This window comes from Flavobacterium polysaccharolyticum, from assembly GCF_038739875.1.
Taxonomy (GTDB): Bacteria; Bacteroidota; Bacteroidia; order Flavobacteriales; family Flavobacteriaceae; genus Flavobacterium; species Flavobacterium polysaccharolyticum.
On record NZ_JBCGDP010000009.1, the window covers coordinates 141,555 to 167,631 of the forward strand.

The 26,077-nt window shown below is 35.2% G+C and carries 24 protein-coding genes; 17 read left to right on the top strand and 7 right to left on the bottom strand.

Translation table 11 applies throughout. From position 1 onward, the window contains the following. Positions 1-45: 45 nt before the first annotated feature. The 4 genes from WFZ86_RS10900 to WFZ86_RS10915 all read left to right on the top strand — a co-directional run bounded on the left by WFZ86_RS10900 (position 46) and on the right by WFZ86_RS10915 (position 5,867). Complete coding sequence (locus WFZ86_RS10900; protein WP_342691936.1) at positions 46-3,012, top strand: type I restriction endonuclease subunit R; 2,967 nt, start codon at positions 46-48, stop codon at positions 3,010-3,012. A gap of 244 nt (positions 3,013-3,256) precedes the next feature. After that, positions 3,257-4,003, top strand: coding sequence for a hypothetical protein (locus WFZ86_RS10905; RefSeq protein ID WP_342691937.1), 747 nt, complete (start codon positions 3,257-3,259; stop codon positions 4,001-4,003). Between the two features lie 77 nt (positions 4,004-4,080). After that, positions 4,081-5,103, top strand: coding sequence for a sensor histidine kinase (locus tag WFZ86_RS10910; protein ID WP_342691938.1), 1,023 nt, complete (start codon positions 4,081-4,083; stop codon positions 5,101-5,103). Beyond that, positions 5,100-5,867, top strand: a complete 768-nt coding sequence (locus tag WFZ86_RS10915; protein ID WP_342691939.1) for a LytR/AlgR family response regulator transcription factor — start codon at positions 5,100-5,102, stop codon at positions 5,865-5,867. The genes WFZ86_RS10910 and WFZ86_RS10915 overlap by 4 nt, the downstream gene beginning before the upstream one ends. 2 nt (positions 5,868-5,869) lie before the next feature. Here the strand turns inward: WFZ86_RS10915 and WFZ86_RS10920 are convergent, their stop codons facing one another. The 3 genes from WFZ86_RS10920 to WFZ86_RS10930 are packed head-to-tail and all read right to left on the bottom strand — an operon-like array spanning position 5,870 to position 10,106. Further along, a complete protein-coding gene (locus WFZ86_RS10920; RefSeq protein ID WP_342691940.1) occupies positions 5,870-7,132 on the bottom strand; it encodes a glycosyltransferase family 4 protein in 1,263 nt (420 codons plus the stop codon). A 16-nt stretch (positions 7,133-7,148) separates the two neighbouring features. Further along, complete coding sequence (locus WFZ86_RS10925; protein ID WP_342691941.1) at positions 7,149-8,981, bottom strand: ABC transporter ATP-binding protein; 1,833 nt, start codon at positions 8,979-8,981, stop codon at positions 7,149-7,151. A gap of 24 nt (positions 8,982-9,005) precedes the next feature. Next, positions 9,006-10,106 (bottom strand): glycosyltransferase family 4 protein, encoded by a 1,101-nt coding sequence (locus WFZ86_RS10930; RefSeq protein WP_342691942.1) that lies wholly within the window; start codon positions 10,104-10,106, stop codon positions 9,006-9,008. Positions 10,107-10,422: 316 nt separating this feature from the next. Between WFZ86_RS10930 and WFZ86_RS10935 the strand changes: the two genes are divergently transcribed. Continuing rightward, entirely contained in the window at positions 10,423-10,947 is a 525-nt protein-coding gene (locus tag WFZ86_RS10935) for a hypothetical protein (protein WP_342691943.1), read from the top strand. Between the two features lie 214 nt (positions 10,948-11,161). Here WFZ86_RS10935 and WFZ86_RS10940 read toward each other — a convergent pair whose 3' ends face one another. The 4 genes from WFZ86_RS10940 to WFZ86_RS10955 all read right to left on the bottom strand — a co-directional run bounded on the left by WFZ86_RS10940 (position 11,162) and on the right by WFZ86_RS10955 (position 14,487). Next, positions 11,162-11,578 carry an RrF2 family transcriptional regulator gene (locus WFZ86_RS10940; RefSeq protein ID WP_342691944.1) on the bottom strand — a complete coding sequence of 139 codons (417 nt, stop codon included), beginning with the start codon at positions 11,576-11,578 and terminating at the stop codon, positions 11,162-11,164. A gap of 398 nt (positions 11,579-11,976) precedes the next feature. Further along, on the bottom strand, positions 11,977-12,375 hold the full coding sequence (locus WFZ86_RS10945) for a c-type cytochrome (RefSeq protein WP_342691945.1): 399 nt from the start codon (positions 12,373-12,375) through the stop codon (positions 11,977-11,979). 175 nt (positions 12,376-12,550) lie between these two features. Further along, on the bottom strand, positions 12,551-14,131 hold the full coding sequence (locus WFZ86_RS10950) for an NADP-dependent glyceraldehyde-3-phosphate dehydrogenase (RefSeq protein ID WP_342691946.1): 1,581 nt from the start codon (positions 14,129-14,131) through the stop codon (positions 12,551-12,553). A 41-nt stretch (positions 14,132-14,172) separates the two neighbouring features. Further along, a complete protein-coding gene (locus WFZ86_RS10955) occupies positions 14,173-14,487 on the bottom strand; it encodes a rhodanese-like domain-containing protein (RefSeq protein WP_159684192.1) in 315 nt (104 codons plus the stop codon). A gap of 282 nt (positions 14,488-14,769) precedes the next feature. Between WFZ86_RS10955 and WFZ86_RS10960 the strand changes: the two genes are divergently transcribed. The 12 genes from WFZ86_RS10960 to WFZ86_RS11015 all read left to right on the top strand — a co-directional run bounded on the left by WFZ86_RS10960 (position 14,770) and on the right by WFZ86_RS11015 (position 25,926). Further along, positions 14,770-15,399 carry a Crp/Fnr family transcriptional regulator gene (locus WFZ86_RS10960; protein ID WP_342691947.1) on the top strand — a complete coding sequence of 210 codons (630 nt, stop codon included), beginning with the start codon at positions 14,770-14,772 and terminating at the stop codon, positions 15,397-15,399. Positions 15,400-15,523: 124 nt separating this feature from the next. Further along, positions 15,524-16,309, top strand: a complete 786-nt coding sequence (locus WFZ86_RS10965) for a sulfite exporter TauE/SafE family protein (RefSeq protein WP_342691948.1) — start codon at positions 15,524-15,526, stop codon at positions 16,307-16,309. Between the two features lie 78 nt (positions 16,310-16,387). After that, entirely contained in the window at positions 16,388-17,803 is a 1,416-nt protein-coding gene (locus WFZ86_RS10970; RefSeq protein WP_342691949.1) for an MBL fold metallo-hydrolase, read from the top strand. Between the two features lie 365 nt (positions 17,804-18,168). After that, complete coding sequence (locus WFZ86_RS10975) at positions 18,169-18,372, top strand: YgaP family membrane protein (protein ID WP_342691950.1); 204 nt, start codon at positions 18,169-18,171, stop codon at positions 18,370-18,372. Between the two features lie 2 nt (positions 18,373-18,374). After that, positions 18,375-19,208 carry a methyltransferase domain-containing protein gene (locus tag WFZ86_RS10980; protein WP_342691951.1) on the top strand — a complete coding sequence of 278 codons (834 nt, stop codon included), beginning with the start codon at positions 18,375-18,377 and terminating at the stop codon, positions 19,206-19,208. Between the two features lie 444 nt (positions 19,209-19,652). After that, positions 19,653-19,841: a hypothetical protein gene (locus WFZ86_RS10985; RefSeq protein WP_159684175.1), complete on the top strand. Its 189-nt coding sequence runs from the start codon at positions 19,653-19,655 to the stop codon at positions 19,839-19,841. Between the two features lie 7 nt (positions 19,842-19,848). Next, complete coding sequence (gene trxA / locus WFZ86_RS10990) at positions 19,849-20,151, top strand: thioredoxin (protein WP_342691952.1); 303 nt, start codon at positions 19,849-19,851, stop codon at positions 20,149-20,151. After that, positions 20,148-20,342, top strand: coding sequence for a hypothetical protein (locus tag WFZ86_RS10995; RefSeq protein WP_342691953.1), 195 nt, complete (start codon positions 20,148-20,150; stop codon positions 20,340-20,342). Before trxA ends, WFZ86_RS10995 begins: the two co-directional genes overlap by 4 nt. Positions 20,343-20,449: 107 nt before the next feature. Next, positions 20,450-21,790, top strand: coding sequence for a cytochrome ubiquinol oxidase subunit I (locus tag WFZ86_RS11000; protein WP_342691954.1), 1,341 nt, complete (start codon positions 20,450-20,452; stop codon positions 21,788-21,790). Positions 21,791-21,815: 25 nt separating this feature from the next. Then, positions 21,816-22,853, top strand: a complete 1,038-nt coding sequence (cydB, locus tag WFZ86_RS11005; protein WP_342691955.1) for a cytochrome d ubiquinol oxidase subunit II — start codon at positions 21,816-21,818, stop codon at positions 22,851-22,853. A gap of 613 nt (positions 22,854-23,466) precedes the next feature. Further along, positions 23,467-24,780 (top strand): TolC family protein, encoded by a 1,314-nt coding sequence (locus WFZ86_RS11010; protein ID WP_342691956.1) that lies wholly within the window; start codon positions 23,467-23,469, stop codon positions 24,778-24,780. Positions 24,781-24,843: 63 nt separating this feature from the next. Beyond that, positions 24,844-25,926 carry an efflux RND transporter periplasmic adaptor subunit gene (locus tag WFZ86_RS11015; RefSeq protein WP_342691957.1) on the top strand — a complete coding sequence of 361 codons (1,083 nt, stop codon included), beginning with the start codon at positions 24,844-24,846 and terminating at the stop codon, positions 25,924-25,926. Positions 25,927-26,077: the final 151 nt, after the last annotated feature.

The window sequence follows — 26,077 nt, forward strand, 5'->3', positions numbered from 1 at the left end:
TGTTTTGATTAATTTTTTATAATTTGATTTTATCTCTAGTCATTTATGTCATTTAACGAATTAAACAGTGTAGAACATTATATCATTCACCAATTGAGTGGTGTGAATTTAAATACTTTTGGAGTTTCGGAGGGCAAAACCCCTTATGGTGTCCAATGGCAATATGTTTCTGCCAATGCGCTCAATAGAACCGTTAATGAAGTACTAGTAGAAACCGAACTCAAAGCCGCTTTAATTCGTTTGAATCCTGAAATCGCTCTTAATCCCGATTTGGCAGAAGAAGTGATTTATAAACTAAGAGCCATTTTGATCACTGTGCATCAAATAGGTTTAGTAAAAGCCAATGAAGAGTTCTTTAAATGGATGTGCGGCGAAAAAACTATGCCTTTTGGAGAAAACAATCGTCACGTTCCAATTCGTTTAATTGATTTTGAAGACCTTTCAAATAACACCTATGTAGCCACCAATCAATATCGCGTACATAGCAGAGAAACAAAAATCCCCGATATTGTTTTATTAATTAACGGTTTACCTGTGGTAGTTGGAGAAGCGAAAACACCAATTCGATCTTCAGTAAGTTGGTTGGATGGTGCACATGAAATTCATGATATTTATGAAAATGCGGTTCCTCAATTGTTTGTTCCTAATATTTTGTCTTTTGCGACTGAAGGGAAAACCTTTTATTTTGGAGGTGTAAGGACTCCTTTAGAATTTTGGGCACCTTGGCGCATAGAAAATGAGGAAGATAAACTAGCCAAACAATTAGGATTAGGTGAAATAGGTAAAGAATTATCCAATTTATTACATCCGAAACGACTTTTGGATATTTTACAAAACTTCTCTCTTTTCACTACCAATAAGAAAAAACAACGAATTAAAGTATTGTGTCGCTTTCAACAATATGAAGGGGCCAACAAAATAGTAGAACGCGTTAAAGAAGGTAAAATAAAGAAAGGTTTGATTTGGCATTTTCAAGGTTCTGGTAAATCGTTACTTATGGTTTTTGCCGCACAAAAATTGCGTAAAATGCAAGAATTAAAAAGTCCAACCGTAATCGTATTGGTGGATAGAACCGATTTAGACACCCAAATTACAGGAACTTTTAATGCGGCTGATGTGGCTAATGTAGTCACAACCGAAAGTATTTCGGAGTTGCAAACCTTATTGGAACGCGATACTCGAAAAATCATTATTTCGATGATTCATAAGTTTAGAGATGCTAAACCCAATATGAATGTAAGAGATAACATTATTGTATTAGTCGACGAAGCCCATAGAACGCAAGAAGGCGATCTAGCAAGGCAAATGCGAGCGGCTTTGCCTAATGCTTTCTTGTTTGGTTTAACGGGTACTCCTGTTAATAAAGCGGATAAGAATACGTTTTGGGCTTTTGGAGCACCAGAAGATGAAGGAGGCTATATGTCACGCTATACGTTCCATGATTCGATTAGAGACGATGCTACAAAACCTTTGCATTTTGAACCTAGATTAGTGGATGTTCACGTTGATAAAGAGACCATAGACGAGGCATTTAAAGCCTTTAAAGAAGAAGCCGCTTTAACTGATGAAGAAGCAGATGCTTTAAATAAGAAATCAGCTAAAATGGCAGCTTTCTTAAAATCGCCAGAGCGTGTAGCTAAAATAGTAGAAGATATTGCAAAGCATTTTAACGAAAAAGTGGCTCCGCATGGTTATAAAGCAATGGTAGTAACTGCTGACCGTTATGCTTGTGTGCAATATAAAGAAGAATTAGATAAATATTTCCCATCAGAAGCCAGTAAAGTGGTCATTTCTACTTCTGCCAATGATGATTTTGAATTCAAACAAAAATGGGGACTGGATAAAAGTCAGCAAGAGAAAGTAGTAGATGAATTCAATGATGCTAATTCGGACTTAAAATTCATAATAGTAACCGCCAAACTATTAACTGGTTTTGACGCTCCTATTCTACAAACGCTCTACTTAGACAAATCTATAAAAGATCATACTTTATTACAAGCCATTTGTAGAACGAATCGTTTGTATCCAGGTAAATCCTTTGGAAGAATTGTAGATTATTTTGGGGTGTTTGATGATGCTGCCAAAGCCTTAGAATTTGACGAAAAAAGTGTAAGTCAAATGATAACGAATCTTTCCGAATTAAAAGAACAGTTGCCCGAAGCCATGGAAAAAGCATTGTCGCATTTTATTGGGGTAGACAAAACTATTGAAGGATTTGAAGGTTTGGAATTGGCTCAAAACGCTATAAACAACGATGATAAAAAAGATGCCTTCGCCAAAGATTACAAATACCTTTCTAAACTATGGGAATCATTATCTCCCGATAGAATATTAGACCAGTATCAAGCAGAGTACCGTTGGTTATCGCAAGTTTTCGAATCCGTAAGGCCATCATCAGATCATATTGGAAAATTATTGTGGTTTACTTTAGGAGCTCAAACTACTAAATTAATTCATGAAAACATTCACGTGGGTGAAGTACACCAATTAGAAGAATTTGTTTTGGATGCAGATGTTATTGAGAATATATTTAATAATCCCGACCCAAAAAATGCTAAAAAATTAGAGAAAATCCTGGTGAAGCGTTTTAAGAAAAATGCAGGAAATCCTAAATTTAAAAAATTAAGTGAACTTTTAGAAGCACTTAGAGATAAAGCGGAATTGGGATTAATTACTTCTATCGAGTTTGTAAAGGAGCTTTGTAAATTGGCTAAAGAAACCTTACAAGCAGAAAAGGAACTAGAAGCCGAATTACAAGAAAAAACGCCGCAAGCTGCTTTAACAGAATTGTTTTTAGAATTAAAAACAGAAGAAACACCTGCTGTAGTAGAAAGAATAGTTCATGATATTGATGCTATTGTGCGTCAAGTTCGCTTTCCTGGTTGGCAGAAAACAGCTTCTGGTGAAAGAGAAGTACAACAAGCATTGCGAAAATCTTTATTGAAGTATAAATTACATAAAGATCATGTATTATTTGAGAGAGCTTATGAATATATAAAAGAGTATTATTAATAGTTAATACTCCTCCTCAGCTCTTCAAAGAACACATACCGTAGAAGTGTACATCGCGAACTTCTATAGCTTCACGCCATTTTCAATCGTGTCGCTTTGAAAATCCATTTTACATTTTATTCATCAGCTTAATCCACTATTTCCTTAGCTGATTTGATTTTTTCCTTAACTCGTTGTTTTGTGTTTGAATAGTGAAAACACTTAGAATAGCTTTGTCCTATGTTTAACCAAAATGAGTAAAGAAATGAACAAAGAATTAGTATTTTTAAGAACTTTTGCAGTTGCTACTGCCATTGGATTTGTGTTTATGGCCTCTTCAGCTTTTAAAAACAATAGCAATCAAAAATTTACCGAGATTGATGTAGAGAGAATCAATATTGTAGAAAGAGATGGTACCGTAAAAATGATCATCACCAACGTTGATAAATTTCCAAATGGGAACACTCTGATTAACGGAAAATCAACAAATGAGAACAGAAAAAAACGCTCTGGAATGCTATTTTTCAATGAAGACGGAATAGAATGCGGTGGTTTCATCTATGATGGACAAAAAAAAGCTAACGGTCACAGCTCTGGTCTTTCATTAACCTTTGATCAATATGATGGCGATCAAGTAATGCAGTTACTTACTCAAGATGAAAAAGTAGGAGACAATAGATTCGTAAGGAGCGGTTTGACGTTTAACGATAGACCCTCAAAAGAATCACAAAGTAATAATGCAAAAATCATGAAAGAGCTGGATGAACTCAGCAAAAAAGACCCTAAAGCGGCGAATGAAAAATACAAAATGTATGAAGAACAAGGGTTAATTGGCGGTGCTCCTCGCGTAATGATTGGAAAAACAAGAAATGAAAATAATGGTTTATTCCTTTTTGACAACAAAGGAATCCCTAGAGCAATGTTCTATGTAGACAAAGACAATAATGCAAAACTCGATTTCTATGACAATAAAGGAAAAACTATTGCTTCGTTTCCAGAAAAAACAAATTAATATTGTAAAAAAATAATCGTACAAAATAGCCTTATCAAAAATAAGGCTATTTTGTAATCTTAGATAGCTGTTTTTCAATGATAAAATTTTTCTATTATATCCGTCAAAACCAACCTTTTTTTGTGTTCATACTTTTGTTTGCTTATGTACAAAGTATTTATTCACGAGTTCTAGTTAGAGGAGAATTGAACATATATACTTTTACTCCCGAGGCAGCCATTGCTAAACTTATTGAAGTCTATCTCTTATTTTTAGTTTTTATGTTTTTTATTAAGTACTGGCAGCCATCCGAACGCTACAGTACAAAAGAAATGCTAAAAATATTTGGCTCATCAATTTTAGGCTATGTTCTTTTAATGCAAACCATCGGATTATTGATTGCTTTTCTATTTGATACAATTGAAAGAAACTTTAATTGGCAAACGGCTGCCCTTTCCTCCTTTTCTTATTTGTTAGACGGGTTTATATATGGCAGTTTTATTATCGCCTATTCTTACTATCACAAAAACAAAAAACATCAAGAGGAAGTAGCGTCATACAATCAGGCACTTTCTGAAAGTAGAATAAATCAACTTAAGGCCCAACTTAACCCACATTTTCTCTTCAATAATCTCAATGTTTTAGACCAATTAATCGAAGAAGACAAACAAAAAGCATCCGAATTTTTGAATGAATTTGCAGATATTTATAGGTATGTTTTACAGGCAACAGATAAAAAACTTGTTCCTATACACGAAGAACTGACTTTTGCTATACAATACTTTAAACTAATACAACACAAATATGGTGACGCGTATCAACTTAAGATTGAAAGTTCAGGTAGTGGTTATATTGTACCCTTGACGCTTCAACTACTTATTGAAAATGCTATTCAGCATAACTTTGGAACATCCGATACTCCAATCTGTATAAAAATAGAGGCTACAGATAGCCTTTGCATCTCGAACAATTGTATCCCTAAGCGAAATTCAAAACCTACGTCTGGGCGCGCACTACAAAATATAAAAGAACAATATAAGCTACTTACCCCCGATCCTATCGAAATTCGAAATTCTGATAAAGAATTTTCTGTACTCATTCCAATAATTCAATCCAAATGATAAAAATCCTCATCATAGAAGACGAAATACCAGCAAGAAAAAAACTAATACGATTTCTTGAAGAGCTGGATTGTAGCACCAAAATTGTTGCCGAAATTGATACTGTAGTATCGGCCATTACATTTTTAAAAAGTACCTCAGTAGATTTAATTTTCTCTGACATTGAATTAGTGGACGGTAACGCATTTGAAGTTTACAAAGAAGTTTCAATTTCTTGTCCAATCATATTTACAACTGCGTACGATCAATTTTGGATGGATGCTTTTGAAAGCAACGGAATAGCCTATTTATTAAAACCTTTTTCGAAGGAACGTTTTCAGCAAGCTTGGGACAAATTTATGCTTTTCAGAAATTCAACTTCAGAGGAAAACACTCAGCTAACCAAACTTTCAAAACTCATTGAAGTAAACTTCGCAAAACAATCTTACAAAAAGCGTTTTACCGTTCATACCCACGGAGGATTTCATTTTGTAGACACCGAAAACATTACATTTTTTGGCGCCAATGAAGGCGTTATTTTTGCCCATGATACCATGGGCAAAAAACAACTGTTAAACGAAGTAACTTTAAAAGAAATCGAAGAACAAGTAAATCCTTCGGAATTCTTTAGGATAAACCGAAGTGAACTCATCAGCAAACAACACATAGAAAAGGTGGAACGCTACACAAAAAACATTTTAGCCGTAAAAATGAAAGGTTCCGCAAGCCACCTAAAAACGAGCCAAAGTAATACCGCTGCCTTTCGGGAGTGGATAGAAAAATAAATTTAGATCCTTTTACTTTTCATTTTCCTCACTCCATCTTTAAGCATTAGCATAAACCGAATAATGACATTTTTTTTCATTCTATGAATTTCTCTCTTAAGGTTTTGATTTTCGGCTTTTGTAGTCTGTAATTTGTTTAAAATAAAAGTAAACTGATTTTGGCTGGCTACTATAACATCTAAATTAGCATAAAGATAGTCTACTCTTTTCTTAATGGTTGAACCAATAGTAAAAAAAGACAAGGCATCTTTTACAAATAGACTAGCGTTTGCCGCTTTCTTTTCTCTTACCTCTGAATTTTCATAAACCGAGCGTAATTTTTCAACAGCATCATCAAGCAAAGGATTGCCCCAAAGTGTTTTCGGGCAGAACGTTGTATCGGAATTTTCAATATATCCTAGTTCATAATCTACTAAAAAGCTATTATCATCATTCATGAACTCAGTGTTCCCTGAATAATTCGTGGCGATAACTGGTTTTCCTAAATACATGGCTTCTGCTAAGGTCAATCCAAATCCTTCGGAATGATGCATCGAAACATATGCATCACAAGATTGTATTAATTGATTTACGCTGTCTTTATCTAATTCCACATCGTAAATTTTAATGTTATTAGAGAGACATTGCTGCAAACGTTGTCGACTTTTTTTATGCTTTGATGCACCAACAGTTTTGATGACCAATTCTACATCATCTCTATCCCCAAAAGCTTTTTTGAAGGATTCTATCAAGAAAAAAGGATTCTTTCTTTCTATCGAACTGTGATAACTAAATATGAATAAAAAACTAAACTTAGTCTTATCTATATATCCTATTTTCTTTTTATTTAAAACACGCTGAATATCAACTTCAACGGGATGCGGAACTATCTTTATAGGATTAGGAAATGTTTTTTGGAATATGGTCTTACAATATTTTGATGTAGTCCAAATTTCATTAAATAGATTTAAATTTTCGGCTAGTTCAGGAGCTATGTATTCAGATTCCCAAACCATAAAAAGGATGGTATATCTTTGTTTAAAAAAATAAGGATCAATAAATCCAAAAAAAGATTCCAGATCATTTAAGGAAATTTGCACTAAATTGATTGGATACTCTAATGAATACCGATAATTCTTGCTGTTTTTAATTTTATCATAATTGATTAAATTGAGCGGAATTTCATGCTTTTGGGCAGCTTTGATATTTAATCTTACTGCTTCTCCTAGTCCAAACATACCTTCTGTATATCCGACCACGTTAATTCCTTTTTGAGAGGTTTGCATACTTTATGAAAATAATTTAGTTGATTTCTAGAGATTGTAGGGAAACCAAGTTTTTATAAGTCCCATTCATTTTTAATAATTCTTCGTGATTTCCTTGCTCCACAATCATTCCATTGTGCATCACAACAATTAAATCGGCATTTTGAATGGTAGACAACCTATGAGCAATTACTATTGAAGTACGGTTTTCCATCATGTTTTCTAGAGCATTTTGCACTAATTTTTCAGATTCTGTATCCAAGGCAGAAGTGGCTTCGTCAAGAATCATGATAGGCGGATTCTTCATTACGGCTCTACCAATTGCAATTCGCTGACGCTGACCTCCAGAGAGTAGAGAACCACCGTCCCCCACATTGTTTTGGTACTGATTAGGAAAATCAGAAATAAAACCGTGAGCGTTGGCAATTTTGGCCGCTTCGATGATTTTATCTTCACTGCTGTTTTCGATTCCCAAAGAAATATTATTCGCAATGGTATCATTGAATAGAATAGAATCTTGGGCTACAATACCCATTTGTTCTCGCAGCGATTTAGTTGCAACATCTCTAATATCGACTCCGTCAAAAGTAATACTTCCTTCGGTTACATCATAAAAACGGGTGATTAAATTGGCAATGGTAGATTTTCCGCTACCAGATTGTCCTACAAGGGCAACAATTTTCCCTTTTGGAATCGTCAAAGTAAAGTTCTTCAACACATAGTCGTCCTTGTATTTAAAGCTGACATTATCGAATTTTATTTCGTGTTTAAACTCAGTTATTAGTTTTGCATCAGGTTTGTCTTGCAGTGGATTTACAGCATCCAAAATAAACGCTACTCTTTCATAAGCCGCGCTACCTCCTTGAAAATCATGAACTGCTCGAGTAATCGCTTTTGCTGGAGTTAGAATTTGATAGGCCAATCCCATGTAGGCTAAGAAAGCACCACCGCTCAGAGACTTGTCGATAAGCACCAACGATCCGCCGTAAACCAATAAAATCGAAATAACAAGTATTCCCAGGAATTCACTCATAGGAGAAGATAAACTCATGATTTTCCCAACAGAATTATTTAGGGCATTGATGTCATTGGTAAAAGCATTAAATTTTTTGGTAAAAAATTGTTCCGAGGTGAAATTTTTAATGATTTTTATACCTCCCAACGTTTCTTCTATATTCGAAATCAAATGACCTTCTAGCTCAAAAATGTTACCCGACTGACTTTTGATACCTTTCCCTAGCTTTGAAATTAAAAAGCCCGAAATTGGAATAAAAAAGAACACAAAAATGGTTAATTTCCAGCTGATGGCAATCATTCCCGCCAAGGTAAAAAGGATCGTCAAAGGTTCTCTAATCATCATCAGGACATTCATAAACGAGACTTTAATCGTATTGATATCAGAAGTCATTCTAGCAATAAGATCTCCTTTTCGTTCATTCGAAAAAAATCCAACATTAAGTGAGATTACTTTTCTATAAACATCTTGTCTTAAATCTTTTAGAATACCATTGTTTAAATAAGTCATGTACACTATCGAAAGGTAACTGAACAAATTCTTTAGCAAAAAGGTACTCAACACAAAACTAACGATGGTGATTAAAGTAATCAATGGCCCTTGAGTTTCGTTAAGATGCGTAATGTAGTAATTGAGATAATTTTCTATGTAATGAATATCAAAATCTTGGATTCCGATAAAGGTTGGTTTTACTCTTATTTTCTCTCTCTCTTCAAAGAGTACTTTCATCATTGGAAGCAAAGAAAGCATTGAAATGGAAGAAAAAAGAGCGTAGAGAATATTAAAAATGATACTTAAAATTTGGTGTTTTTTGTAGGGAATTAAATACTTAAGAAAGCGTTTGAAATTCTTCATTTACTAAAGGTTAAAATATAAGGGTTATTGATTTAAAATACTTTTATACACGCTCATGTATTCTTTGGCTGCCGTTTCCCATGTAAATTTTTGGGCTCGCTTTTTATAGGCTAATGCATAATATTCCTTGTCTTGCATATAGCAATTTATGCCTTCAACAAAAACATCGGCCATAGCTTCGGGATCAAAATTTTCCCAATAAAAGGCGTGCTTCCCTCCTATTTCGGGCAAAGATGTTTTGTTGGATAAAAATACAGGCTTACCAAACGTCATGGCTTCAAGGACTGGAAGTCCAAAACCTTCTCTCAAGGAAGGAAAAGCAAAAGCAAGACAATTTTTGTAATAGTAGATTTTGTCTGATTCTGAAATTGTTCCAAGCAAGAAAACCCTATTTTCCAATCTATAGTGTTCTATTTTTTGCTTTAAAATCTCAGCATATTCTGTTTTCATTTCACCTGCAATAACCAACTGTATATCAGGTAAGAATCGCAACATATCAATCAAGGTGTGGAAATTCTTTTTCTCCACCACCTGACCTATTGAAAATATAAATGGTTTTTGAGGAATAAAACCCGTACACGAATCTTCGAAATGATTCGCACAACTGTAGTTTAGATTATTGCCATTGTAAATAACATACTCGGGAATATTAGGAATATCAAAATGAGCATGCGTACTAGCTTTGGCATACTCAGAAATATAGACAATAGCATCACTTCGTTGGATTTTATCTTTGAATTTATTAATTCTAAAATCTAATTTTTCTCCTTTTTCTTCTTCTAAAAAGTTGACATCATGAACGGTTAAAAGATAGGGTACTGAAAATGAAGCGGGTTCAATTTTGGTGTTTTGGTTTACAGAATGCCATAAATTGAAATTCTTTTTAATTCTAAAAAGCGGATATCTGGTAATTGGCAAATAGGTATTATAAGAAACGCGTGCTCCTAAGGCTTTCTTTACTATGTCGTTATTGCAATTTAGTATGACTTCATGTTCATTTAAAAATTCGGTTTCATGGCTTAAAGCTTTCGCTAAATTAAAATTGAATTGACCGAAACCAGTATGTAATTTTTTGATGTTGTGCGTTTCAAGAAATATTCTTTTGGTTGCTTTAGTTTCTTTCATACTATTTTCATGTATTGGGGTTGGTATAGCTCACACCTTTCAATTGCTTGATGAATATTCAATGTTTGCTCATCAAATTTAAAGGTATATTCTGTAGAGGAGAAAAAGTACAAATGGTTGCGTCAAAAAATGCAATAGTTGTCGAATTCCACAAGGTTATTGATGAGAGTTGCTTTAATTTTGGCGCGAAATTAGAGTTTTTTTTTTAAAATCAACTATGGAATGTTGTTGGTTTTTTAGATTTCATAAATTAAAGCAAACAATTGGTCTCGTACTTTTTTTGTAACTTACCACAAGTTATATCTAATAAATCACCATGTCAAAACGAGATCGACTACAACAAATACCTTTGTATCAAAAGGCTGAACAAATTTTAAAAATCACGATGGGCTTAGTAGAAATTGTTCCCAAAGAGAATGAATTTCTGCAAGAAACCACCGTACGTTTTATGATGGAAAATGCCATGATTATTCCAGCGAAGATTGCTGGTGCTTGCGCTATTGATTTGTATGATTTAAAAATGGAGAATGCTACCCTTATCCGAAAAGCAGCTAGAGACTTGTATGTACAAGCGGGCAGTTTGCGCTACGAAGAACATGTAACGGACAAAGACTATATTAGTTTGTTAAGAAATGAAATCGAGGAATTCAGACTTTTGTTTGTGGACTGGGTAGAAAATTTCGATCAATGGAATTATATCAAAGACAATTGGGGATTGTTTAATCCGCCTGGCGTAAGTGCTAACGACAAAGATCCTGACGAAGATATTCCTTTTGATCCTGATGCTTTTTTTAAAAATATGGAAGATGGCGAAGATGATGAGGAAGATGATGAGGAATGAAAACGTTCTTGATTCCCCAATTCTGTCAAGGATAGTAACGGAAAGCCCGTAAAGGAAGCCGTTCTTTTTATAAAACAAACCCCAAAAGAGCGACCAACGGAAGCTCCTTTTGGGGTTATGTTTTATGAACGGGTTCCTGCGGACTTGTAGTGGATAGCCTGCCCGGACAGCCAAATTTGGGTTTTACTAGCAAATGTAAAAACAGGTATCTATATTATTGATCTGTTACCAATGAAGCAATAGTAATTTGTTGCATGGATTTGAGCGTTTCTTCTCGAACAGAAATTAATCCGTGACGCAAATGACAGCTTGCTTCATTTTTGCAATCTGCGCAAGGTTCGTAGAAGTTAAGCGAAGCGCAAGGTAATAGCGCAATTGCCCCATCAAATAAACGGTGTACATCGGCCAAAGTAATATCGTGTTTGGATTTCAAAAGATAATATCCGCCTAATTTGCCTTGTTTACTTCCTACAAAATGTGCTCGTTTTAAATCTAATAAAATTTGCTCTAAAAATTTTTTAGGAATATTGGCTCCTTCAGAAATAGCAAAAGTCTTGGCTATTTCACCTTCCTTTTGTTGCGCCAAATACAGAAGAGCTTTTAAAGCATATTTAGTTTTTTGTGATAGCATTTTGATTATTTTCTGCTAAAATACAAAAAAACCAATACAGCGAATAGAAATTAATACAGCGTAATTAGTTCGTTTTATGCCACTCACTCAGCAATAACTACTTAGGAATCAATAAAAAAACCATCTCTTTTCAGGTATTTAAGAGACGGCTCATATAATGACCAATGGGTTCTTATCGTTTAGATACTAATTCAAATGATAAAATAATGTAAGAACAAATTTGCAAAGCCAATAGACTAGTATTGAAACTATAACTCCTGCTAGTAAAAAAGAGAGGAGGTTAATCATCACATTCGGAATCAATCGCCATCGATGTGGCACATACTTGGGCTCACGACTCAATTGTTCCTGTAACTTGGTGGTCACTATTTTTATTTTCTTTTTGATAGGATTTCGATTTATTTTTCGAGTTCTCGTATGTAATTGACTAACTGCCATCGTTGATCTTCGGTTAATAACTCTTCATAAGCAGCCATTGGAGCTTTCCCGTTAGTTATTTTCCAAAAAATCACACCATCGGATTCTTTTTTTACTTTGAAAGCCAAAAAGTTGGCTGGTTTTTTATCTAATGTCAGTCCTGCTTCTCCATTTCCTTTTCCTTTGACTCCGTGACACAGTACACACATTTGTTCGTAAATACGTTTTCCTTCTGCTGTTGCTTTAGCATTTCCTTTGAAAGGATTTTTGAGTGCATCGGCAGTTTTTGGGGCTTTCCAATCTGACTCTTGAGCAAAAGTAAATTGTCCTCCGATGATAAATAAAACCATAACTAATAAATAAGAAAAATTGGCTTTCATGGCGAAATCGATTTAGTATTATTACTCAAATTTATAACAATTGCTCGTTGAAAAAACTGATAAATATCATTTATCCCCATTTTTGAAAAAAATCATAACATTTTGACTACTAAAACACATAAAAAAAACGCCTCAAACATAAGAATGAGGCGTTTAAGTAAGTAAAAAATTGATTTTACAATATATAATCTGTATTGATAAAATTAGACTCTTTGCTATTTAATAGATCCTGCAAAATAGCATTATTATAAGCATTGTCTTTTGATGCTACAAAAGTTCTGATAGAGAATGAGCGCAAGGCATCATGAATACTCAATGTGGCAACAGCTGAATCTTTTCGTCCTGTAAATGGGAACACGTCTGGACCTCTTTGACAAGAGCTGTTCAAATTTACTCTACAAACTAAATTGACCAAAGTATCGATTAGTGGAGCAATGGTTTTGATGTCTTTTCCAAACAAACTAACTTGCTGTCCGTAATTGGATTCTGCCATGTCATTCAACGGCTCTTGAATGTCTTTGAAAGTCAAAATAGGAACGATTGGTCCAAATTGCTCTTCATGGTACACTCGCATGTCTTTATTTACTGGAAAAACAACCGCTGGAAAAATTGAATTTTCGGTTTTTTGTCCACCTTTCGCATTGATAACTTTTGCCCCTTTGGCGATAGCATCATCAATTAATTCTTGAATATAATTGGGTTTTTCAACTTCTGGAAGCGGTGTAAGCATCACGCCTTTTTCCCAAGGATTTCCGAATTTCAATTCATCAACTTTTGCTGCAAAACGTGTATTAAATTCACTTGCAATCGATTCGTGAACATACAATACTTTCAAGGCCGTACAACGTTGTCCATTGAACGAAAGAGCACCAGTTATACATTCTTGAATTGCCAAATCCAAATCGGCATCAGGTAAAATGATTGCTGGATTTTTGGCTTCTAATCCTAAAATCAAACGCAAACGGTTTTTATTTGGGTGCTGATCTTGCAAAGCAATAGCCGATTTACTGTTACCAATCAAGGCCAATAAATCTACTTTTCCAGATTGCATTACTGGAGTTGCTACCTCTCTTCCACGTCCATATAAAATATTGATGGCTCCTTTTGGAAAACTACTTCTAAAAGCTTCTAATAAAGGGGAAATCAATAAAACACCGTGTTTTGCAGGTTTAAAAATTACTGGATTTCCCATAATCAAAGCGGGAATCAGCAAGGAAAAAGTTTCATTTAAAGGATAATTGTAAGGTCCTAAACAAAGTACAACACCAAGTGGACCACGACGTACCATGGCATGGATTCCTTGCACTTTTGAAAAATGAGCACTACGACTGTTTAATTCTTTCAAACTTTCGATGGTGTCGTAAATATATTCTACGGTTCGGTCAAATTCTTTTTCGGAATCGCCTAAGGTTTTTCCGATTTCCCACATCAACAATTTCACCACTTCTTCTCTTGTTGATTTCATTTGAGAAACGAAGTTTTCCATACATTTGATACGATCCGCTACTTTCATTGTAGGCCATAACCCTTGACCATTATCATAAGCGTCGTGAGCAGCCTCTACAGCTTCTAAAGCTTCAGCTTCGCCCATAAAAGGTATAGAACCTAATAAAGTTGGAGCATAGTCTGCAGTTGAGGAAATAGTTGAATATACAGGGGTTGTTTTTCCTGTCCACTTTTTCAACTCACCATTTACGAGATAAGTATCTTGATTGACAAGAGTATGTATTTGATATTCTTGAGGTAGTACTTCCATTGATAACAATTTAAAAATTAATATTAGTTCTTATTGTAGCATTAGTCTGGCGCTACAATCTCACCGTTCCAGGCCAAAATACCTCCTAATAAGTTATAGGCATTTTCAAAACCCAATTCATTCATGATTTCACAAGCTTTAGCACTTCTTGCACCAGAACGACAGTACACATAATAATTTTTAGACTTATCCAAAGCTTCTATAGCTGAGATAAACGCTGGACCTTGGTGAATATCAATATTTAAGGCAGATGCGATAATTCCATCATTGTATTCGTCTTCAGTTCTTACATCAAGTATAACTGCATTTGAATCGGCTTCTAATTGCTCAATCCAATCTTCTTGTGTTAAATTCATAGCTTCTTTTTTTGTAAAATTACAATGTTTTACAGAAACAAAAAGACGTAAAAATGTTAAATGGATAATATTTCGTAGAAAACGATATCGTAAATTACAAAAAACAACAAAATTTCATTTTTACAAAATTATCACTAATAAATCATCATATTTCATAAATAATTAAATAGTATTTTAAATAATAACACAAATAATCACAATTACTCAACAAATTAAACCCGACCCATCTTGCCGTTTTTGTGCTATATTTGTAGTACCAATAAACCACAAAACTTCATCAGAATGAACCCTTCCATAAAACAATCTTTTCCCTCTTTTTCGAATACTTTAATCGATGCAATTGACCAAAATGCCAAGGAACAATTTATTCCAGCGGGCACAGTAATTATGCGCACCGGACAGTATATCAAAAATACGATGCTAGTAATTAGCGGAAAGATTAAGATTTATCGTGAAGACGAAGATGGTGGAGAATTTTTTATGTATTATTTACAACCGGGTCAAGCTTGCGCACTCTCTATGGTATGTGCCACCAGAAGTGAAAAAAGCCAAATTATGGCCAAGGTGGTAGAAGATGCCGAATTGATTTCGGTGCCTTTAGCATTGATGGACAAATGGATGATGGAGCACCGTTCGTGGTATGAATTTGTGGTTGCTACTTACCGCAATCGTTTTGAAGAAGTCCTAGAAGTATTAGATAGTGTAGCATTTAGAGCCATGGATGAGCGTTTAGAATTTTATTTAAAACGTCAAGTCGCTTCTTGTGGTTGTAAAGATTTAAAATTATCCCATCAAGAGATTGGTATGGATTTAAATACTTCGAGAGAAGTTATTTCGAGGCTCTTAAAAAAAATGGAACAAAGAGGTTTAGTAAAATTGCATCGCAACCATATCGAAGTTTTGACTAAGTAAATTTTAAAACAACCTCAACTTGCTACTCTAAATTACAAACATTGTGACTAAAAATTCGAATGTGACTAAAATTACCAAAGACTAAAAAGTAAAGTCACATCTTTGCAGCACAAAAAAAAGAAACATGGAATATATTGGTTACTTTGCTTCAATAATTATTGGTCTATCATTGGGACTCATTGGTGGTGGGGGTTCTATATTGACGATTCCTATTTTGGTTTATTTATTCAAAATAGACCCAGAATTGGCCACTAGCTATTCCTTATTCATCGTTGGATTATCGGCTCTATTTGGTTGTTATAGCCATTACAAAATGGGGAATCTAAAAATAAAAGCCGCTTTATATTTTGCAATCCCTTCTGTATTTTCGATACTAATTATTAGAGAAGTTATTTTTCCGCAGATTGCTTCTACTCTATTTTCAATTGCTAGTTTTCAAGTATCGAAAGACTTTTTGATAATGATTGTCTTTTCGGTTTTGATGATATTGGCTGCTGTCTCAATGATAAGAAGAAAATTACCTGAAATTGTATCCACTTCTACCAATTATGTTCAATTGGGAGTTATTGGATTTATCGTTGGAATCATTACTGGTTTCTTAGGTGCTGGTGGTGGTTTTTTAATAATTCCAGCCTTGCTCTTTTTTGCCAATTTACCTATGAAACAAGCCGTTGGCACTTCGCTTTTAATCATTTTTATCAATTCGACCATTGGGTTTGGAGGCGATTTATACATCGGAACCCCTATTGATTATACTTTTTTACTGACTATAGCCGCTATGGCGTTTATCGGAATTCTAATTGGGATTCAGCTTTCTAAAAAAATAGACGGAGCCAAACTCAAACCTCTTTTTGGTTGGTTTATTTTGGTGATGGGCATTTACATCATTACCAAAGAAGTCTTTTTTTAGTCCATAAATATGTAACATTTATCACTTTTTCTATAAAAAATCAATAGTACCTTTGTGTACTCAATAAAACAAAATACCATGCAAATAGAACAAATATATACAGGTTGTTTGGCTCAAGGAGCCTACTACATCACTTCAAATGGAGAAGCGGCTATTATTGACCCTTTGAGAGAAGTACAGCCGTATTTAGACCGTTTGGAACGAGATGACGTACGTTTAAAATATATTTTTGAAACGCATTTCCATGCTGATTTCGTTTCAGGTCACTTGGATTTGAGCAAAGCCACTAATGCTCCCATTGTATATGGCCCAACTGCAAAACCTGAATTTGAAGCTATTGTAGCCACAGATAATCAGATTTTTGAAATTGGAAACATCAAAATTAAAGTATTGCACACTCCTGGGCACACTATGGAAAGCACTACCTATTTGTTGCTTGACGAAACGGGTAAAGAACATGCTATATTCTCTGGAGATACCTTATTTATTGGAGATGTAGGACGCCCAGATTTGGCACAAAAAGCCGCTGGAATGACACAGGAGCAATTAGCAGGAACATTATTTCACTCGTTAAGAGATAAAATTATGACTCTAGCTGATGAAGTGATTGTGTATCCTGCGCACGGTGCCGGAAGTGCTTGTGGTAAGAACATGAGCAAAGAAACGGTTTCTACGATTGGACAACAAAAAGCTACCAATTATGCCTTAAGAGTCAACATGACCGAAGCCGAATTCATAAAAGAAGTAACCGATGGTTTGCTTCCTCCTCCAGCCTATTTTGGAATGAATGTAGCGATGAATAAAAAAGGCTACGAAAGTTTTGAAAAAGTTTTGCATAACGGTATGCAAGCGCTCTCGGCAACTGATTTTGAAAGAATAGCCGATGAAACAGGCGCTTTAGTTTTAGACACCCGAAATAACGGTGATTTTTATAAAGCTTTCATTCCACAATCTATTAATATTGGGATTAATGGCGATTTCGCTCCATGGGTGGGAGCCATGATTGCCGATGTACAACAACCCATACTTTTGGTCACCGAAAAAGGGCGTGAAAAAGAAACCGTAACCCGATTGAGTCGTGTTGGTTTTGATCATATTTTAGGACATCTTGAAGGTGGTTTTGAGTCATGGACAAAAACCAATAAAGAAATTGACACCATTCATAGAATTTCAGCTGCTGAGTTCGAACAAAAGGTAAACACCGATAAAGATATTATCATTGATATTAGAAAAGAAAGTGAATACAGCGCAGAACACGTAGCTGAAGCGTATAATAAACCCTTATCCGCTATAAATGACTGGATAACCACTATCGACCCGAAACAACATTTCTTTATGCACTGTGCAGGTGGATATCGTAGTATGATTGCGGCTTCTATTTTACAAGCGAGAGGATTTAGAAATTTCACTGAAATTGAAGGTGGTTTTGGCGCTATAGCAAAAACAACAGTTCCTAAAACTGATTTTGTGTGCCAAAGCAAAGTGTTGAAATAAGTTAGAGGTTAGAGGTTAGAAGGCAGACTTTAGAAAATAGAAAATAGAAATTTAAAGTGTGATCAGTTTGAGAATGTTCAGTGCTTTGGTGCAAAAAAGTTTTTAAGATTGATAATTTTTGGGTTAGAAGTTAGAGATGAAAAGGCAGACTTTAGAAAATAGAAATCTAAAATTGACTATACCTTACTACAACTGCAACTTATCAATCCAATCGAGCACTAACCAACCACATTATTGAGCCAATAGGACTTTGCGTTCTTTGCGTAATCCTTTGCGAATATCGCGTTTAGAAATACTGAAAGTGAAACAATGTTTAAAAGACAATTCTTGAACAAATAGTAAAGTAATAACTAAAATTAATCATCATGAAAAAAAACATGGGTGTTACCGACAAAAGAATTCGAGTTTTTATAGCCGTCTTGCTTTTTGCTCTATACTATTTCAAAGTAATTGAGGGAACTTTAGGAATGATTGGATTAGGATTAGCTTTGGTATTTGTTTTAACGAGTTTTATTAGTTTTTGTCCGTTGTATGCTCCATTTGGAATTACAACTTGTAAAAGAAAATAAGAATGGAAGGTATTACTTGTTCTGTAAAGAGTTGCGAGAAACCATTAGACCAATCCTATTGGGATTTACAATACCAATCTGAAACTACGGGTTGGGATTTGGGAACGATTTCTCCACCAATCAAAGCGTATGTTGACCAATTGAAAGATACTACAATTTCGGTTTTGATTCCGGGTTGTGGGAATACCTATGAAGCGGAATACCTTTTAGAAAAAGGGTTTACCAACATTACAGTGATTGATATTGCTCCGACTCTAGTTGAAAAATTAAAAGAAAAATTCAAAAACACAACTGCCATTCACATTATTCAAGGTGATTTTTTTGAACATAAGGGTAGCTATGATTTGATTTTGGAACAAACTTTCTTTTGTGCTTTGCCTCCGCAAATGCGTCAAAAATACGTTTGGAAAATGCATCAATTGTTATCCAAAAATGGAAAAAAAGCGGGACTACTTTTTAATCGCAGTTTTGAGGTAAGTCCACCTTTTGGTGGGAGTAAAACCGAATACGAACAGTTATTTTCAGAAGCTTTTCATTTTAAAATTCTAGAAACATCCTATAACTCGGTTACGCCAAGAGCGCAATCGGAATTGTTTTTTGTTTTTAAGAAGAAAGCGGAAGTGATTGTGCAATGTTTCGCTTTGAGTGGCATCACTTGTTCGAATTGCACGAAAACGGTACTTCAGAAAATAGGAGAAATTACTGGAGTAATTAATACACAAATCAATAGTACGTTCAGTAATTTGATTGTTATGAGCACCAACGAAATTTCACTGGAACAATTGAAAGAGGTACTTGCTTATGAACCTGAGTACAGCATTGCGCTTGTTGATTAAACTTTCTTACTGTGTACACTTTTAAGAAGATGATTTTTTACAAGTTAAAGGCTTAAAGTATGAAAATATACCTACAAGGTTTTGAAAACCTTGCAGGAAATGGAGTTTTAAAAAAGGGCACAATTTTTTGAAAACCTTAAAGTAAATTGAACTCAAAATATACCTACAAGGTTTTGAAAACCTTCCAGGAAATGGAGTTTCAAAAAAGGCCTACAATTTTTTGAAAACCTTAAAGTAAATTGAACTCGGGTTTGCAACATAAAGAATAGCAACAATGAATACCAAGAAGCAAATTATTGCTCCTTAACCCCGATAGCAGCGGTATCCTTTGCTTTTTTTCTTTAAAAAAGCAAAGATATAGCGGATAGCGGGACGGTGTTTCCTGAAAAGCCCATTTGTTGCTGTTCCTAAAAATAATAATACATCAAAATTATAAACACGAAAATGAAAACACTTTTATTTACCAATTGGCATTTGATGCGCTGGATTCGGCTGGCTTTTGCCCTATTCTTATTTGGAGAGGCTTATGCTACTCGAGAATGGTTTTTTATTGTTTTTGGTTTGTTTTTCTTGCTACAAGCTTTGTTTAACTGGGGTTGCGGGGCAAATGGTTGCGCTATTCCTAAAAAATAAATAGACTATGAATGCTTTTCAACAATTGATACAGAAAGACCAACCTGTTTTGGTTGACTTTTTCGCTACTTGGTGTGGTCCTTGCCAAATGCTCACTCCTATTCTAAAACAAGTAAAGGAAAGCCTTGGTGAACGTATCACAATTATCAAAATTGATGTGGACAAAAATCAAGCGATTGCGGCTCAGTACCAAGTTCGCGGCGTACCCACAATGCTTTTGTTTCAAAACGGGAAACAATTGTGGAGACAATCTGGTGTGGTGAGCAAAGATGAATTGGTCAAAATTATCGTAGAAAAAAGCAACTCATGAGTAAACAAGGCATTATAGTAACCGCGGTTGGAATCGCCATTGGATTACTCGCGGGATATTGTTATTATGCAGCTATTGGTTGCTCTTCTGGAAGCTGCGCTATTACCTCAAAACCAATCAATAGCACTTTATACGGTGGGTTATTGGGAGGATTAATTGGCAATTTGTTTGAAAAAAAGCCCAAAAAATAGCTCCAATTTTATCTTCAACAAAAGTTACTTTTTTGATAAATGGCTAAAAAAAGCGGTAATATTTGGCTGAAGTCAACTAAATTTGTAGGACTACTAAACCCACTATCATGGATGTTGAAATATTAGCTCGAATCCAGTTTGCTTTTACCGTTGCCTTTCATTATATCTATCCGCCTTTGAGCATAGGCATTGGATTGCTTATCGTACTTTTTGAAAGTATTTATATCAAAACCGGCAATAAAGAATACGAAACTCTTACTCGTTTTTGGATTAAAATTTTCGCTTTAACGTTCGGAATTGGTGTTGCCACAGGCATCATTATGGAATTTGAATTTGGTACCAACTGGGCGGTGTATTCGCGTTATGTGGGAGACATTTTTGGTAGTGCACTTGCTGCTGAAGGTCTTTTTGCTTTTGGGCTAGAAAGTACCTTTTTGGGTGTATTGCTCTTTGGTTGGAATCGCGTAAAACCTTGGGTGCATTTGGTTTCTACCATTGGTGTATTTTTAGGTTCTATGTTTTCGGCGGTTTGGATTGTGGTGGCTAATTCTTGGCAACAAACCCCAGCAGGCTATCATATCGTAGGCGAAGGCTTGCACGCTCGCGCTGAAGTAACCGATTTTTGGGCGATGGTTTTTAATCCTTCAAGTGTTGACCGATTGATACACACTTGGCAAGGTTCTTTTTTGGCAGGGGCATTTTTAGTGTTAAGTGTTCATGCCTACTACTTAAAAAAAGGACGTTTTGTTGCCATTTCTAAAAAAGCCTTTCCGATTGCGTTGGGAGTGGCTACTTTCTTTTCTTTTACACAATTACTTTCTGGACACAGCTCTGCTGATGGAGTGGCCGTGAATCAGCCAGCAAAATTAGCAGCGATGGAAGGTCATTTTGAAAAAAATGCTCCCGCAGATTTATACCTTATGGGTTGGGTGAATAAAAAAGACCAAACCGTAACAGGCATAGGTATTCCGGGTGGCTTATCGTTCTTGGTTCATCAGGATTTTAAAGCGCCTATCAAAGGTTTGAATGACTTTCCAGAACAAGACCGTCCTAGCCAAATTAATGCGGTGTTTCAATTTTACCATATTATGGTGGCTATTGGTTTGTTTTTGATTGCGCTTACTTTCTATGCGAGTTTCTTATGGTTCAAAGGCAAATTGTTCGAGACCAAATGGCTATTGACTATTTTCTCTTATTCTGTACTACTGCCTCAAATAGCCAATCAGGTGGGATGGTTTACAGCCGAAATGGGCAGACAACCTTGGGTGGTATATGGTCAGTTAAGAACGAGTCAAGCTTTCTCTCAAGAAGTTTCGGCTAACCAAATTGTATTTTCATTGGTGCTTTTTACGCTAGTGTATTCTTTACTTTTGGTTTTATTTATTTATTCAGTCAATAAAAAAGTAAAACATGGTCCTTATGATTCATCCGACGCTGTTTTAAACTGATTTACTTACCCACAACTTTACACTTATGGAGTATTTTTTAGACATAGATTATCCCACGCTTTGGTATTTAGTCATTGGACTCTTGTTCTCAGGTTATGCGATTTTAGAAGGATTTGATTTTGGTGCAGGTGCTTGGCATTTGTTTTTTAGAAAAGATTTGAGTCGTCGTATTGCCATCAACGCCATTGGTCCGGTTTGGGATGCCAATCAGGTCTGGTTGGTTATTGGTGGTGGAGCATTATTTGCCGGTTTCCCAGTAATGTATGCGACTATGCTTTCTGCCATGTATGTGCCTTTTATGATATTCTTGTTTTTTAATGTACTTCGTGCGGCTGCTATAAAGTTTAGAAGTGCAGAGGAAATGGTGTGGTGGCGTAAAACTTGGGATGTGATTTATAGCACTTCAAGTATAATGATTGCGTTTTTGTTGGGCGTTGTATTAGGCAATATTCTGCAAGGCTTTGCATTAGGCCCTAATTTTAGTTACAAAGGAGGTATCTTTTTTTCCTTTCTTAATCCTTATGCGATTATGGTTGGATTTACTACCCTATCGCTTTTTATGACTCAAGGTGCGATATACTTATTATTAAAAACAGAAGGAACCTTACACCAACGTTTGACTTTCCTACTCCGAAGAGGCATGATTTTTTTCATTGTTAGTTTTGGAATCACTTCACTATACACGCTAATATTTATTCCTGGTGTGACTGAAAATTTTAGAAGCAATCCTATTTATTTTGCGGTTCCTGTAATTTCTTTTTTGGCAGTAGCCAATGTACCAAGACTGGTATCCAAAAAACAATACATGCGCGCTTTGATTTTCTCTTCGTTAACGATGTCGCTTTTACTGATTCTCGTTGCCTTGCATTTGTACCCTACACTATTGATTTCTACAATAAACCCTGAGTATAGTGTTACGATTTACAATGCTGCTTCTTCGCAAAAATCATTAGGAATTATGCTGACTATTGTGGCAATTGGTGCACCTTTGTTAGCGGCTTACTTTTTCTTTTTGTATAAAACCTTTAATGGAAAAGTAAAATTAGACGATACTAGTTATTAAAAATCAGTCTTTAATCAACACCCATTTTTGAATCATCTCCTGTAAATCTTTGGCAAGAATAGGTTTTCACAAATAATCGTTCATCCCGAATTCTAGACACTTTTTTCTTTCAACTTTTGAAATCTAATACAACTCAATTACTCCAAAAAAATAGATTTTAACCCTAATTCCGAATTATAAATCTACAGCAACTGAATTACTTCACCATTTTTATGTTTTTTAGAAGAGTTCAGTGAATCAATTTCATTTGTTTTTAATATTGTTGTTTAGGTCAAATGTAATCTTAGATGCCTTCTTCAAAACCAAAATTTTTTTTTCAAGAATTTATATTTTTAGTACATTTCAAGATATACTAACTTGGTTCTCCCATTTTTAAATTCAAAATACAAAAAGTATTACATCTTCAAAAATAGTCCGTGAGCTATTGCTTTTATTGAACAATTCAGTTTCGCTACGAAGTCTAATGCGGATTCTGGATTATAAAAAACAACTACAAAACACACTTCATAGTACTACAATAAGTTAGAAAATCAATCAAAAAAAGACTGTGTGATAATAGTTACAGACTTTGTTTTTTTCTGCCCCTACTTTTGCTTTATCAAATGGTAAAAAAATGAAAAAAATAAATGTATTTGCTCTACTAGTAAGCTTGATGAGTTCCGTAATGGGATGGAGTCAAGATACACTTATGGTATCCAAAAAAGAAATTGGCTTGAAAGCCGCCGATAAAAACCTTCAACTCAAAATAGCGCAACAAGAATTTCAAGCCGCCCAAGCCGATTATAGACAATCGAATGTGTTATTTCTACCAAGTATTACAGCTTCACATACCGCAATTTCGACAACTAATCCCTTAATGGCTTTTGGTTCAAAACTAAATCAAGAAATTCTAACACAAGCCGATTTCAATCCTGCATTACTGAACAACCCCGCTCGCACACAAAATTTTGCTACCAAAATAGAAATCCTGCAACCTCTTATCAATATAGATGGCTATTATGGTAGACAAGCTGCAAAAGCGAAAATGGACGCGGTTCAATTACAAACCGAACGTACCAAAGAATACCTCGAATTGGAGGTAAACAAGGCCTTTATGCAACTTCAACTAGCTTATAAAGCCGTAAGCGTTTTGAAAAAAGCTAATACTACTGTACAAGCTAATTTGCAATTGGTCCAAAATTATTACAAACAAGGTTTGTTGCAAAAAACAGATGTCCTTTCGGTTCAAGTACGTGTAAATGAAATTAAAAATCAGTTACAATATGCTACTAGTGCCATTCAGAATACCTCTGATTACCTGGCTTTTTTATTAGGAGAAGAACAAAAAAACACTGTCTACAAACCTGTTGAAGCCCTCGAACATGCTATTATTAGCAGTCCTGTAAATCTGGCTTTACCTTTAAATAGAAAAGACCTACAGGCTATGGATCAATCTGTAATGGCGTATGAAAAAATGTCAAAATCTAGTCAAATGAATTTCTTACCCCGATTGAATGCTTTTGGAAGTTATGAACTATACGACAAGAACTTCCTTGGCATGAACGCTAGTGGTTATTTGTTTGGAGCGCAGTTGTCATGGACGGTTTTTGATGGCTATAAATCGATTGGTAAAATGGAAAAAGCCAAGGCCGATTTTCAAAAATCAACTATAGAAAACCAACAATACAAAGCACAAAGCCAATTAGAATTGAACAAAACCAATCGCCAATTACTAGATGCCGAAAACAAAGTAAACTTGGCAAAACTAGCATTTGAACAGTCCGAAGAAGCCTATCGCATTCGCAATAACCGATTTGTGCAAGGTCTTGAAAAAACGACAGAATTATTGCAAGCCGAAACGCAAATGGCACAAAAAGAACTGGAACATTTACAAGCAGTGTTTGAGTATAATTTCACCAAAGAATACTTGCAGTTTTTAACGAAGTAGAAATTAGTACGCCTCAAATTTCACGAATAAAAAAGATAATCATCAATAGAAATAAACATGAAAATGAATAAAAAAATAATAGCCATCCTTTCCCTTTCTGCAGTTGTATTGACCTCTTGTGGAAGCGACAAAAAAGAATCCATAAACAAAGAAACGCCTATTGCTGTAAAAGTGAGTAGCGTTGCAGAAAACAGCAACGGCGGATTCGTTGCGGCCAGTGGTAAAATTGAAGCTGAAAATTCAGCCAATTTAAGTACCAGAATGATGGGTTTTGTTACCAAACTTCATGTACAAGTAGGACAAAAAGTAAGTGCTGGACAATTGTTGGTAAGTATAAACAATACCGACTTACAAGCTAAAAAAGCACAAGTAGATGCTAGTATTCTACAAGCTACAGCGGGTTTTAACAATGCTAAAAAAGATTTCGATCGTTTCACCAATTTGTTCAAACAACAAAGCGCTTCTCAAAAAGAGCTAGATGACATGACGGCGCGCTACGAAATGGCAAAAGCAGGATTGGAAGGTGCCAAACAAATGCGAAACGAAGTACTAGCTCAGTTTTCTTACTCAAATATTACGGCTCCTTTTAGCGGCACCATTACCAATACGTTTGTAAAAGAAGGTGACATGGCCAATCCGGGAATGCCATTGGTAAGCCTAGAAGGTGCTACGCGATTGCAAGTTACCGCCATGGTAGCCGAGAATGCTATCACAGCGATTCACAAAGGAATGGCTGTACAAATTTTAGTCAAATCGAACAACATTACATTAAATGGAAAAGTGAGCGAAGTGAGCGGATCTGCCAAAAACACGGGTGGACAGTATTTGGTGAAAATCAATTTAGAACCAACGAAAGCGAAAGTGTTATCAGGAATGTTTGTTAATGTTCAGTTTCCTATTGAAAGCAAAACGACTTCGGAGCCAAGTGAACGAATGGTTGTACCAGAAAGTGCTTTGGTACATCAAGGTCAGCTGACTGGAATTTACACTATAGGCAACGGAAATGTTGCGATTTTGAGATGGTTGCGCGTTGGCAAAAAAATGGGCAATCAAGTAGAGGTTTTATCTGGACTTTCGGTCAAAGAACAATATGTAGTTTCGGCAGAAGGAAAATTGTACAACGGAGCTTTGGTTACAGTACAATAAAAGAAGTGGTCAGTGCTCGGTTTCGTAGTATTCAATTGCTGAATGCTGACAACTAGTATTGAACATAAATGGTTTCAATAAAATATAAAAATCATCATTAATCATGCGTGAGGGATAGTAGTGGAAATCCTTTTTATTCTAAATCCCGACA

What these genes read in the sequence shown, in the direction of transcription:
- WFZ86_RS10900 (WP_342691936.1), top strand. Translation starts at nt 46, where the DNA reads ATGTCATTTAACGAATTAAACAGTGTAGAACATTATATCATTCACCAA.
- WFZ86_RS10905 (WP_342691937.1), top strand. Translation starts at nt 3,257, where the DNA reads ATGAACAAAGAATTAGTATTTTTAAGAACTTTTGCAGTTGCTACTGCC.
- WFZ86_RS10910 (WP_342691938.1), top strand. Translation starts at nt 4,081, where the DNA reads ATGATAAAATTTTTCTATTATATCCGTCAAAACCAACCTTTTTTTGTG.
- WFZ86_RS10915 (WP_342691939.1), top strand. Translation starts at nt 5,100, where the DNA reads ATGATAAAAATCCTCATCATAGAAGACGAAATACCAGCAAGAAAAAAA.
- WFZ86_RS10920 (WP_342691940.1), bottom strand. Translation starts at nt 7,132, where the DNA reads ATGCAAACCTCTCAAAAAGGAATTAACGTGGTCGGATATACAGAAGGT.
- WFZ86_RS10925 (WP_342691941.1), bottom strand. Translation starts at nt 8,981, where the DNA reads ATGAAGAATTTCAAACGCTTTCTTAAGTATTTAATTCCCTACAAAAAA.
- WFZ86_RS10930 (WP_342691942.1), bottom strand. Translation starts at nt 10,106, where the DNA reads ATGAAAGAAACTAAAGCAACCAAAAGAATATTTCTTGAAACGCACAAC.
- WFZ86_RS10935 (WP_342691943.1), top strand. Translation starts at nt 10,423, where the DNA reads ATGTCAAAACGAGATCGACTACAACAAATACCTTTGTATCAAAAGGCT.
- WFZ86_RS10940 (WP_342691944.1), bottom strand. Translation starts at nt 11,578, where the DNA reads ATGCTATCACAAAAAACTAAATATGCTTTAAAAGCTCTTCTGTATTTG.
- WFZ86_RS10945 (WP_342691945.1), bottom strand. Translation starts at nt 12,375, where the DNA reads ATGAAAGCCAATTTTTCTTATTTATTAGTTATGGTTTTATTTATCATC.
- WFZ86_RS10950 (WP_342691946.1), bottom strand. Translation starts at nt 14,131, where the DNA reads ATGGAAGTACTACCTCAAGAATATCAAATACATACTCTTGTCAATCAA.
- WFZ86_RS10955 (WP_159684192.1), bottom strand. Translation starts at nt 14,487, where the DNA reads ATGAATTTAACACAAGAAGATTGGATTGAGCAATTAGAAGCCGATTCA.
- WFZ86_RS10960 (WP_342691947.1), top strand. Translation starts at nt 14,770, where the DNA reads ATGAACCCTTCCATAAAACAATCTTTTCCCTCTTTTTCGAATACTTTA.
- WFZ86_RS10965 (WP_342691948.1), top strand. Translation starts at nt 15,524, where the DNA reads ATGGAATATATTGGTTACTTTGCTTCAATAATTATTGGTCTATCATTG.
- WFZ86_RS10970 (WP_342691949.1), top strand. Translation starts at nt 16,388, where the DNA reads ATGCAAATAGAACAAATATATACAGGTTGTTTGGCTCAAGGAGCCTAC.
- WFZ86_RS10975 (WP_342691950.1), top strand. Translation starts at nt 18,169, where the DNA reads ATGAAAAAAAACATGGGTGTTACCGACAAAAGAATTCGAGTTTTTATA.
- WFZ86_RS10980 (WP_342691951.1), top strand. Translation starts at nt 18,375, where the DNA reads ATGGAAGGTATTACTTGTTCTGTAAAGAGTTGCGAGAAACCATTAGAC.
- WFZ86_RS10985 (WP_159684175.1), top strand. Translation starts at nt 19,653, where the DNA reads ATGAAAACACTTTTATTTACCAATTGGCATTTGATGCGCTGGATTCGG.
- trxA (WP_342691952.1), top strand. Translation starts at nt 19,849, where the DNA reads ATGAATGCTTTTCAACAATTGATACAGAAAGACCAACCTGTTTTGGTT.
- WFZ86_RS10995 (WP_342691953.1), top strand. Translation starts at nt 20,148, where the DNA reads ATGAGTAAACAAGGCATTATAGTAACCGCGGTTGGAATCGCCATTGGA.
- WFZ86_RS11000 (WP_342691954.1), top strand. Translation starts at nt 20,450, where the DNA reads ATGGATGTTGAAATATTAGCTCGAATCCAGTTTGCTTTTACCGTTGCC.
- cydB (WP_342691955.1), top strand. Translation starts at nt 21,816, where the DNA reads ATGGAGTATTTTTTAGACATAGATTATCCCACGCTTTGGTATTTAGTC.
- WFZ86_RS11010 (WP_342691956.1), top strand. Translation starts at nt 23,467, where the DNA reads ATGAAAAAAATAAATGTATTTGCTCTACTAGTAAGCTTGATGAGTTCC.
- WFZ86_RS11015 (WP_342691957.1), top strand. Translation starts at nt 24,844, where the DNA reads ATGAATAAAAAAATAATAGCCATCCTTTCCCTTTCTGCAGTTGTATTG.